Below are 11393 nucleotides of genomic sequence, written 5' to 3' on the forward strand. Positions count from 1 at the left end.
GATTATTCTAAAACAAAATCTAAAGGTTGACCTGTGGCACCATTAGGAAAACTAATGCCCAAAATAGCTGACATCGTAGGTGCAATATCAGTGATACTTGTTTTTTTCAAGGTCTTTCCTTGTTTGATCCCTTTTCCAAAAAGTAACAGTGGCACATGCGTATCATAATTAAATGACGTCCCATGAGAAGAGCCTGTTAAACTATAGGACAGTACAGAAGGATCATAAACATAAATGACATCGCCAGAGCGTTTTTGATTATAACCATTTTGTACCAATTCTTCAATACCTGTTGAAAAAGAAGCTTGCGTCATTGACATTCCTGTATAGGCTTTATCAATATGCTTATAAGCGATAATTTCATTGACGATAGCTTGCTGAACGTCATGAAGCTTTAATCCCATTTCAGAAATCTTGGCTCTATTTAAAAAAATCTGGTTATTACTGAAGTTCTCTATAAGATCATCAGCCTTATAGGTTGCTTTCAAGAAAGCATTTAATTGCTCTCTGAATGCTTTTCCATCAAAATATCCAGCAGGAATTTTCAAACTTGACAAATAAGATGGCACCTCAACAGCGGCATGGTCTGCCGTTAAAAAGACCGTATAATTTCCTTTCCCAACTTTTGCATCCAAACCTTTAAACAAGCGCTCCAAATCTTTATCAAGTCGTAAATACGTGTCTTGGACTTCTTTGGAACTCACACCAAAATTATGACCCACATAATCCGGACTTGAATAACTAACAGTCAATACATCTGTAATATTATCCTTCCCTAAAGCTTCGCCATCTATTGCTGCCAAGGCAAAATCAGTAGTCAAGCTATTCCCATAAGGTGTTGCTTTAAGAAGTTCAAAACCGCCATTTTTGTCTTTCAATGCCGCTAAATCATACGGAAAAGTAACTGTTTCTTTCCCTTTAAATCCGCCTTCAAAATCATTTTGGTCAGCAGCGCTTTCAATATAGGTTGCAATGTCATACAATGTATTCCATTCTTTAAAATAAGAATTGGCCTGATTTGAGCTATTGAAATCTTGCACCCATTTTGGTAATTCGTTCATATAAAAGGTACTGGTAATCCAACGTCCTTCATCTTTTCCATGAAACCAATACGCTGCATTTGCCGTATGACCTGCTGGAAGAATTGCGCCTCTATCCTTAAGTGCTATTCCAATCGTTTTTCCTCGCATTTGCGTAAACAATCGGTTTTCATCAGCAAAAGTGGTTGTTTTCATACGGTGTGGCGACATTTTACCAGCATTATCTGTAGTTCCTACAGATTGTACGCTATCATCACCAGCGCAATACACCGATTTTTTGATTTCTTTGTCATACCAATCATTCCCTATAATGCCGTGATATTTAGGCGTGGTTCCCGTATAAACAGAGGTGTGCCCAGGCGCTGTGTAAGTTGGGACATAATTAAAGTGATTGTTCTGGCAATTGAAGCCTTCATTCATCATTCGCTTAAACCCACCATCGCCATATTTGTCATAAAAACGCGTGAGGTAATCGTATCGCATTTGATCGACAACAATGCCTACAATTAATTTTGGTTGCGTTTGAATAGTGTTATCTTTGTTGGTCTGTTTTTTTGCATTCTGTTGCTGAGCTTGGAATGTAGAGACAAAAAACAAGGCAAACAGAATGGAGGAAATTACTTTTTTCATTTTTATTTATTAAATTCAACAATCAAACATACGGCTTTTTTAAACTATCTAAAATTGAAATAAAGATTAAATACGTCGCAGTTTTATTTAAATTAGCAGTTATAAAAGTTTAATATGAGCTACCTACATAATATTGGTCAATACTTATTGATGATAAAGGAAATGTTCCGCAAACGCACCAAATGGTCGGTTATGCGGCATTTAATTTTTAAGGACATTGATGATTTGATTATTAACTCCTTAGGTATTGTAGCTTTTATTTCCTTTTTTGTTGGAGGTGTCGTTACCATCCAAACGGCGTTGAATATGACCAGTCCGATTATTCCAAAATCGTTGGTAGGTTTTGCGACAAGACAATCGATTATTTTAGAGTTTGCGCCCACATTTATCTCCATTATTATGGCAGGAAAAGTAGGCTCTTTCATAACATCCAGCATTGGAACCATGCGCGTAACTGAGCAAATCGATGCTTTGGAGGTCATGGGGATCAATGCCATAAACTACTTGGTGTTTCCTAAGTTTATTGCGCTTATGCTCTACCCGTTTTTGATTTCCATTGCGATGTTCTTGGGAATTATTGGTGGTATGGCCGCTTGTGTTTTCGGAGGATTTGCCACATTAGACGATTATGTTACGGGTCTTCAAATGGACTTTATACCATTTCACATCGTTTACGCCTTTATTAAGACCTTTGTTTTTGCTTTTTTATTAGCTACCATACCTTCTTATTATGGTTATTATATGAAAGGTGGCGCATTGGAAGTTGGTAAAGCCAGTACAACCTCATTTGTCTGGACGAGTGTAGCCATCATTCTTTTAAACTATATACTAACCCAAATGTTGCTAAGCTAATGATTGAAGTTAATGACATCCATAAATCCTTTGGTGATATTGAAATCTTAAAAGGAATTTCCACGACGTTTGAAAAGGGAAAGACCAACCTCATCATTGGGCAAAGTGGCTCGGGAAAGACTGTTTTTTTAAAGACATTGTTGGGCTTACATACTCCTGATAAAGGCACCATCACCTACGATGGCACAAATTATTCAGATTTGACTCCTGACGAAAAAAGTAATTTAAGAGCCAAAATGGGCATGGTTTTTCAAGGAAGTGCGCTTTTTGACTCGATGACCATTGCTGAAAACGTAAAATTCCCCTTGCGCATGTTTACCAAACAAAGCAATAGCGAGATGAGCGATCGGGTAAACGAAGTTTTAAAAAGGGTAAATCTTGACGATGACCATAATAAATTGCCGAGTGAAGCTTCGGGAGGGATGCAAAAACGAGTCGCCATTGCCAGAGCTATTGTTAACCAACCTAAATATTTGTTTTGCGATGAGCCTAACTCAGGATTGGATCCAAAAACAGCTACGGTTATTGATAATTTGATTCAAGAAATTACACGTGAGTATGATATTACGACCATTATCAATACCCATGATATGAACTCCGTAATGGAAATTGGCGAGAAAATTATTTTCTTAAAAGACGGACTTAAAGAGTGGGAAGGCTCGAATAAAAACATATTTAAAACAAATAACGAAGCCGTGACAGGTTTTGTGTATTCTTCAGATTTGTTTCAACGGGTACAAAAGATGTATTTGGAGGAGGATATGTAGTTCAGTTGGCAGTCTTCAGTATTCAAGCCTCCGCTAAAGCTTCGGACGGGCAAGTCAATCCTCAGTCCTCAGTCCTCAGTCCTCAGTCCTCAGTCTTCAGTCTTTAGTCTTTAAACTGTATTTTCAGTTTTTATTGAGGCTCGTTTATACTTAAAAAGTAGGATTTTTTTTATAAGATTACTAATTAAAGTTATATCTCATTTCAATTTCAAGTTCGACTTCAATTTCAATTTCTCAACTTAACACCTCAACAACAAACAACAAACTACTTTTCCCGTCTCACCACCAAAGTATCCAACTTATACTTTTGCTTTAACCATCGCTCCAACTTATTCTGCTCTTTGGCAATAGCATCTGCTTTTATGGTATTATCCCACTTTACGGTAAATTCTGAAATGGTATCCAACCTTTTAAAGTTGGATGAAATGACCGTTGCATATGACAACTGATCAATATGCTCATAATTGATTTTCACCTCCTTGGTCAATTCTTCAAAAGGAATTTGGAGCGCTTCATATTTTGATAGTTTTCTAACCTTATTTTCAAGAAAGTCGATTTTTTCCGCTTGAGATAATAGATCCAAAGAATCGCGATATCGCAATTGGGACATATAGTGCAGATTATCTAAGTTTTTTGAACGGTTTTGATTAAAAACCAACAGGGCATTTGCAAGTGCTGGGTAATCTTTCATTCGACCTTTGAGCACCGCAATGGTATTATCAGGTATTTGATCTAATCCAAAACTATTCAGCTCTAAAATCGAGGGTTCTCCTTTTTTTTCAGAATAGGTAAAAATCGCATTTGCTTTTATAAAATCGGGATGCGGCAATTGCTCCAGTTCCTTATTCAAAAAAGCTTGTGCATCATTCTCAAATTTGCTTTGTCGCCATACATCAATGAACGTAAATGTTGCTGGAATCATTACAATAATAGCGACAATGGTCGCAATTCTGGACGTTCGATTTCGCTTTGCAGAATTGACATATTTAAGCATAGGGAAGCCTAATATTTTGAGGACAATAAATGTTGCCAAAGCTATAAAAATAGTATTGATCGTAAACAAATACATGGCACCAAGAAAATAGGGGAAATTACCTTTGGCCAAACCATAGCCGGCGGTACATAATGGTGGCATCAATGCCGTAGCAATGGCCACACCAAAGATTGCCGAAGCGATCGTCCCTCTTTTGGTTTTGGCAATAATCAAGGCCAATCCGCCAAAAAAAGCTATCAACACGTCACGAATATCTGGTTTGACACGCCCTAACAATTCCGACGTATCTTCACTAAGCGGGAAGAATTTAAAGAACAAAAACGCCGTGATCAAACTCAAAGCAATCATGATCATTAAATTGGTCAGAGATCGTTTTAGGGTATCCACATCATTAATGGCAAGTGAGAGACCAACACCTAAAATTGGGCCCATCAACGGAGAAATCAACATGGCACCAATAACTACTGCAGTTGAATTGGCATTCAAGCCAACGGAAGCCACAAAAATAGAGCAAATCAAAATCCACGAGGTTGCGCCTTTAAAGGAAATATCGCCCTTAATGGCCACCAAAGTGGCGTCCTTATCAGTGTCATGCCTAAAATCCAAGAGTTCACTGAAAAATGTTTTGATGCTTTCCCACAAACCTTGGGCATCTTTCTTTACCGCTTCCTTAGATGCCTCAACAACTTTATCCTGTTGACTCGTTTTTTCTTCTTCGGAAAAATTAAATTTATTTTCTTCCATTAATTCAGTAATTGGTGGTTGGCGGTGTGAGGTGTGAAAAAAAGACGATAATGTTTTTAATATTTAAAATCATCCATAATTCTCACCGAACTTTTCCTTTACAAGATGAAGTACTTCTTTAATGTCTTGTTCCTTGGACTTTGGAAATATAAGTAAAACATCGTCTTTGTCAACAATTATATAATCTTTGAGACCGTCAATAACGACAATTTTATTATCCTTTGTCATGATCATATTTCCTGTGGCATCTTCGGTCAAAGTCCTTGCATTTACTACAGCATTTTGGCTGGCATCCTTATCGAGTTTATCATATAAACTTCCCCAAGTTCCCAAATCGTTCCAATCAAATTCTGCAAGCAACACATACACCTTGTCTGAAGCTTCCATAATGGCGTAATCCACGGAAATGTTTTCTGATTTTTCGTAGTTTTCTGCTATAAAAAAATCTTCATCATCCGTATTATAAATGGCGATTCCCTTTTCAAAAAGTTCAAATAATTTAGGTTGATGAAATTGAAAGGCTTTTATGACACTTTTGGCACTCCACATAAAAATACCCGCATTCCACAGGAAATTACCCTGTGTGATGAAAGATTTTGCTGTTTCGTAATCAGGTTTTTCGCGGAATTGTTTTACCGATTTAATAGCCTTTGTGGAGACCTTATCATATTCAATATATCCAAACCCTGTATTTGGAAACGTGGGCTGAATACCAAGCGTCATCAGTGCATCGTTGGTTTCACAAAAATCAAAAGCCTGTTGTACATTTTGGGTAAATATAACTTCGTCTTCAATCCAATGATCACTTGGTGCCACAATCATGACCGCATCAGGATTTTCCTTTTGAATTTTCAAAGAAGCATATAAAATACATGGGGCGGTATTGCGCATGGCAGGCTCCAACAAAACTTGGCGCTTGGTCACATCAGGCAATTGCTGAAAAACCAAATCCTCATAGATGGCATTGGTGAGAATAAAAATATTCTCTTTAGGAATCAATTGCGCCAATCTTTGGAAAGTCTTTTGAATCAGGGTATCCCCTGTTCCCAACATATCATGGAACTGCTTTGGAAAATCCTGTGTACTTACCGGCCAAAACCGTGATCCGACACCTCCTGCCATTAAGATGGCATAATAATTTTTATTCTTCATATTAACATTCCTGTGCAAGCAGGAATCTTTAAATTTATACTTGAAATACTCTATCATCCGACATGCATTATATCGCAACGCATACAGACTATATTAACAACTGAATTCTATCAAGAATTTCCTGCCTTCGCAGGAATTAAGTCCACCTCAGCATTTGGGTTGAAAAGATACAACTTTCCTGACGCAACTTCAACACCTTCATACCGCGTTCGTCTTTTTATACCCTTTCTAAAAATGCGCCCATTATAAAGTTGGAACTCACTTCCTAAAGGCACTTCAAAAACATAGGTTTTATCATTAGGAGGATCAAACTGTTTTAAGGCTAAAGCTAATTTTGTATCCGTATCACTGCTGGCTTTTGGGTTTTTAAAATGCCGTGCCAAAAGCGGCAATAATTCATTTGGAAACACATTCGGATTTAAAAAAGGCAACATTAATTTTTGAAACGTATGTTTCCACTCCTTACCATGAGGTTTAATATATCGCCCGTAGATGTGATAAGCCTCAAAATGCGCGATCTCATGAATCAACGTGACCAAAAATCGGTAGTGATTTAAATTGGAGTTTATGGTAATCTGGTGCTTGTTGTTGGGTAACCTCCGATAATCGCCATGACGTGTTTTACGTTCATTTTTTATTTTCACCACCAAATTATCATGCTTTAAAAGCTCCATAACTTCAGGAATTGCCTGATATGGAATATATTCTTGAAGGGTATTGTGCATAGTGGCAAAAATAAGGGATTTGGCGAGATTGTTTAAAGAATTTCGTAAATTTAGATGACAAAATCTAATCCAAAAATAAAAGCTGCGAGTTTTATGACCATTACAATAATGTGTTATAATTTCAGGTACTAATTAGCTAAACGGCTTCATTCACGAATGAAAAATTAACCATTTAAGACATTTAAAAAACTCTAATCTCATAAAAGAACGTATGGCATTTATAGATTATTACAAAGTATTGGGCATTGACAAATCGGCTACAACGGCAGAGGTCAAAAAAGCTTATCGAAAATTGGCACGAAAACACCATCCCGATATTAATCCGAACGATAAAACCGCTGAGCATAAATTTAAGGAAATCAACGAGGCCAATGAAGTTCTGAGTGATCCAGAAAAACGAAAAAAATACGACAAGTACGGTAAAGACTGGCAGCAGGGCGAAGCGTATGAACACGCACAGCGTCAGCAACACTCGCAACAACATTATGGCAACTTTGGTGGTGGCGGTGGCGGTTTCGGAGAAGGCGATTTTTCAGATTTCTTTGAATCAATGTTTGGAAGTCGAGGTGCCTCTCGCGGTCGTAGTCGAACTTCAGGGTTTAGAGGACAAGACTTTAATGCCGAATTACAATTAGATCTCAAAGATGTTTACGAAACTCAAAAAAGAGTCCTGACCGTCAATGGTAAAAACATTAGACTGACCATACCCGCAGGTGTCGAAAATGGCCAAGTGATCAAAATACCAGGCAAGGGTGCTGAAGGCACACACGGAGGGCCACATGGCGATTTGTTAATTCAATTCAACATTAGCAATAGCACAAAATTTAAAAGAGATGGTTCCAATTTATACGCCAATGAAAACCTGGATCTCTATACCGCCATCTTAGGAGGCGATGTGACTGTGGACACCTTTGATGGCAAGGTCAAATTAAAAGTAAAACCCGAAACGCAAAACGGCACCAAAGTCAAACTAAAAGGCAAAGGTTTTCCTGTGTACAGAAAGGAAGGACATTTTGGTGATCTTTATATTACCTATGACATTGTGATGCCAACAAATCTTTCATCCAAAGAAAAAGAACTGTTCAATGAACTTAAAAATTTAAAATCATGAGCACTGAAACTTATATTCCGATAAAAACCTTGTGCACGTATTACAAAGTAGAAACTTCATTTTTTCAAGGTCTGAACGATTATGGCCTCATTGAAATAACCACCATTGAAAAATCGCCCTGCATTGATCAAAAACACCTTAAAAACCTTGATTCGATCGTGAGATTACATCAAGATTTGCATATTAACTTCGAAGGTATTGACACGGTTTTGAATCTCTTGGATAAAATTCAGGATTTACAGAATGAGTTGATCGCTGCTAAAAATAGATTACGGATTTTTGAGGGTTAACCTTAAATAGAACGCTGACCAGCCCGTCCGTTTAGGCGAGTGACGCTGATTCCTTATGATTTCTAAGGATAGATTCTTGAAAAACTGAATTCATTAAATTGATAAATGAAAGATCGTCTTCACAAATATTCATTTTATGGATTATGCTAGCTTTGAGATTATTTCTATATAGAAAGCGGTACATTTTTTCTAACGATAGCTCTTATTGACATCTTCGAGGATAATCTACTACACCTGAAATGGAATTCAGGAACGCTTCTCCTTTACCTACTATTCATATCAAAACAATTCTTATAATTTCTCCTCTATTTAAAGAAGTGGATTAAACAGCTTGGTTTATGTCCACTAAACATTGACAAAAATTTCACAAAGTGCCATAATGTGAAAGGCATTTCTGATATAAAAATATATATTTTAAAAAAATTAGCTGCATATTACGGCCCCTATTTCAGTCACAACTCTCATTTTATCTTTCAAATTCTGAAAACTAATCTGCCATTATTAATCTCCGCAACTTTATAAACCACCTTTCTTTTTGTCTATTATTCAACCTATTACCCTCAGGATACGACATCCTCAGAAACGAGGATTAATTGCACATACTTTATATTGAATTCACATTTTTTATCCCATCCATTTATCAAATTATATAAATATTTAGCCAAAATTAACAAACATGATATTTGTCATTATCTAAACTTTATTTGTTCCCCAACTTTGCAGTATAATAATACTAAAACATAACATTATGAGAACTACTAAAAATATCTTCAAACCTTTATTGAGTTTATTATTTTTGCTCACCTTCTCGACTTCATTTGTCTATTCACAAACTTTCAATCTGAATAACCAAGCGTCAAAACTTAGCGTTTCTGGAACCTCCAGTTTGCACGATTGGGATATTGTTGCCGAACAACAAAAAGGACAAATCGTCTTGGATCTTGCAGGCGACTTGAAAATTCAAAAATTAACTTTTGACGTGACTTCAGAAAGCCTAAAAAGTGGTAAAGGAGCTATGGACAAAAACACTTATAAAGCCTTAAAAACTGGTCAACACAAATCCATAACCTTCCAATTAACCGAAGTGAAAAGTGTAAAAGCTACAGGCAACAACAACTATAAAGTTGAAATCGTTGGAAACTTAACTATCGCTGGAGTTATCAAAAAACAGAACATCAACCTTGATCTTCAAGTAGAATCCAACAAAGTGACCTTAAAGGGTGAAAAACCATTTAAAATGACCGAATTCGGCATCGATCCGCCAAAAGCACTTTTAGGCACCGTTACCACAGGAGATGAAATAACTATAAAATTTAATACAGTCCTAAATAAATAATTAACAACAATCAGTAATTTAATAAAACTTAAACAATGAAATCATTATTTAAAAACACTGCAATAGCACTACTACTTCTGATGGGAGTTAGTATGACCGCTCAAAAAAACAACAGAAGTCTTGACAACTACAGAGAACCAGACAAGGGCGGAATCAACGTTTTTGAAGCTCCAAAAGATTCAGTCTCTACCTTTGAAAATGTAAAAGTAAGAATTGGAGGTTCATCCACCATTCAATTTCAAGCTCTAAACCATGAAAATTCAGGAGCTGTTGAGCTTATGAAAATTGGTTCTAACTTTAACTTGGCTACTGCCAATCTTGACTTAGATGTCTTCTTATATGATGGTGTTAGAATGCATTTACGCACTTATCTTTCATCACGTCACCACCCAGAACCTTATGTAAAAGGAGGTTACTTTCAAATAGATAAACTTGATTTTATCAAAGAAGGTTTTATGGAAGATGTCATGAAATATGCTACCATCAAAATTGGTCATATGGAAAACAACTATGGTGATGCACATTTCAGAAGAAGTGACAACGCTCAAGCAATTTACAATCCATTTGTAGGCAACTTAATCATGGACGCTTTTACTACAGAAGTAGGTGCTGAAGTGTACTACCAAAGAGATGGATTCTTAGGAATGGTAGGTTTCACAAACGGTAAATTAAACCAATCAGTTGACAAACCTGATACAGGAGGTGCTTCATTTTTAGCAAAACTAGGTTATGACAAACAACTTAATGACGATTTACGTGTAAGATTGACAGGTTCTATCTACAACACTGGTAGAGTTGCAACTTCATACCTTTACAGTGCTGATAGAGCAGGTTCTAGATATTACTTAGTTCTTGAAAACAGTACTGCAACAACAGCAGGCAACTTTAGATCAGGACGTTATGACCCAAAATTAGGTAATCAGATTACTGCTATCATGTTCAACCCATTCGTCAAATATAAAGGATTAGAGTTCTTTGGAACATTGGAGTCTTCTACAGGTAAAGGAAAGGCTGAACTTGAAAAAAGAACAGCAAAACAATATGCTGGAGAGTTAATCTACAGATTTGGCAACACTGAAAACTTTTACGTAGGTGGGCGTTACAATAAAGTTGATGCTGAAGATATTAGTGGAAGTGATATCGATATTTCAAGGGTTCAATTATCTGCTGGATGGTTTATGACAAGAAACATTCTCCTTAAGGCTGAATATGTAAGTCAAAAATACGATGGCTACGCTACTACAAGCATCTTTGATGGAGGTAAATTTAATGGACTAATGGCTGAGGCTGTAATTAGTTTCTAAAAGACTGAGTTAGTGTTTATTTTTACAAACCTCATTTATTTAGTAGTCCACTAAATACAATGAGGTTTGTTATTTTTTAAATATCTTGTAACTGTATAATCAACAGAACCATGAAAAGAATACTTTTAGTTCTACTATATCTCGTTTTGGTTTCTTTTGCTAAGACCAATCTAGTGAAGAGCAGCAAATCCATCTGGATCACTAACAAAAGTGAATTGAATATCACTGGCACTAGTAATGTTAGCGATTTTAAATGTCGATACAACATTAAAAATCTTGGTAGTGCCATCCGTATTCATTATGAAAAGGATAATGATGTGATCCGATTTGAAAACTCCATGTTGGTTTTAGAAAACAGCGGCTTTGATTGTGGCGGAAAAGGTATCAACAGAGATTTTCACGGCTTATTACAATCAGATATTTACCCTGAAATTATATTAAGATTAAA

Annotated in this window: 11 protein-coding genes; 7 read left to right on the forward strand and 4 right to left on the reverse strand. The window is 36.4% G+C overall.

Translation table 11 applies throughout. The annotated features are described in order from the left end of the window. Window positions 1-2: 2 nt before the first annotated feature. Window positions 3-1670 (reverse strand): alkaline phosphatase PafA, encoded by a 1668-nt coding sequence (gene pafA / locus ACOH2D_RS13080; RefSeq protein WP_449535512.1) that lies wholly within the window; start codon window positions 1668-1670, stop codon window positions 3-5. A gap of 114 nt (window positions 1671-1784) precedes the next feature. Here pafA and ACOH2D_RS13085 point away from each other — a divergent pair, with 114 nt between their 5' ends. Both ACOH2D_RS13085 and ACOH2D_RS13090 read left to right on the forward strand, forming a co-directional pair. Next, the gene (locus ACOH2D_RS13085) at window positions 1785-2522 is read left to right on the forward strand and encodes an MlaE family ABC transporter permease (RefSeq protein WP_348038856.1); all 738 of its coding nucleotides are present in this window, start codon (window positions 1785-1787) and stop codon (window positions 2520-2522) included. Continuing rightward, a complete protein-coding gene (locus ACOH2D_RS13090; protein WP_348038858.1) occupies window positions 2522-3289 on the forward strand; it encodes an ABC transporter ATP-binding protein in 768 nt (255 codons plus the stop codon). The genes ACOH2D_RS13085 and ACOH2D_RS13090 overlap by 1 nt, the downstream gene beginning before the upstream one ends. 265 nt (window positions 3290-3554) lie before the next feature. On the opposite strand, the gene ACOH2D_RS13095 is transcribed toward ACOH2D_RS13090, so the two are convergent. From ACOH2D_RS13095 to ACOH2D_RS13105, 3 genes are all read right to left on the reverse strand, one after another. Further along, window positions 3555-5027, reverse strand: coding sequence for a DUF389 domain-containing protein (locus ACOH2D_RS13095; protein WP_348038860.1), 1473 nt, complete (start codon window positions 5025-5027; stop codon window positions 3555-3557). A 69-nt stretch (window positions 5028-5096) separates the two neighbouring features. Further along, the gene (locus tag ACOH2D_RS13100; protein WP_449535513.1) at window positions 5097-6179 is read right to left on the reverse strand and encodes a mannose-1-phosphate guanylyltransferase; all 1083 of its coding nucleotides are present in this window, start codon (window positions 6177-6179) and stop codon (window positions 5097-5099) included. Window positions 6180-6289: 110 nt separating this feature from the next. Continuing rightward, window positions 6290-6904, reverse strand: a complete 615-nt coding sequence (locus tag ACOH2D_RS13105) for a SprT-like domain-containing protein (protein WP_348038864.1) — start codon at window positions 6902-6904, stop codon at window positions 6290-6292. A gap of 211 nt (window positions 6905-7115) precedes the next feature. Here ACOH2D_RS13105 and ACOH2D_RS13110 point away from each other — a divergent pair, with 211 nt between their 5' ends. From ACOH2D_RS13110 to ACOH2D_RS13130, 5 genes are all read left to right on the forward strand, one after another. Then, entirely contained in the window at window positions 7116-8015 is a 900-nt protein-coding gene (locus ACOH2D_RS13110; RefSeq protein ID WP_449535514.1) for a DnaJ C-terminal domain-containing protein, read from the forward strand. Continuing rightward, on the forward strand, window positions 8012-8305 hold the full coding sequence (locus ACOH2D_RS13115; RefSeq protein ID WP_348037340.1) for a chaperone modulator CbpM: 294 nt from the start codon (window positions 8012-8014) through the stop codon (window positions 8303-8305). Before ACOH2D_RS13110 ends, ACOH2D_RS13115 begins: the two co-directional genes overlap by 4 nt. A gap of 748 nt (window positions 8306-9053) precedes the next feature. Next, window positions 9054-9641, forward strand: a complete 588-nt coding sequence (locus ACOH2D_RS13120) for a YceI family protein (protein ID WP_348037342.1) — start codon at window positions 9054-9056, stop codon at window positions 9639-9641. Window positions 9642-9676: 35 nt separating this feature from the next. Beyond that, window positions 9677-10945, forward strand: coding sequence for a hypothetical protein (locus tag ACOH2D_RS13125; protein ID WP_449535515.1), 1269 nt, complete (start codon window positions 9677-9679; stop codon window positions 10943-10945). 110 nt (window positions 10946-11055) lie between these two features. Further along, the coding region (locus ACOH2D_RS13130) for a hypothetical protein (RefSeq protein WP_449535516.1) at window positions 11056-11393 on the forward strand (338 nt) is incomplete at its 3' end.

It is taken from the genome of Gelidibacter sp. (assembly GCF_053579655.1).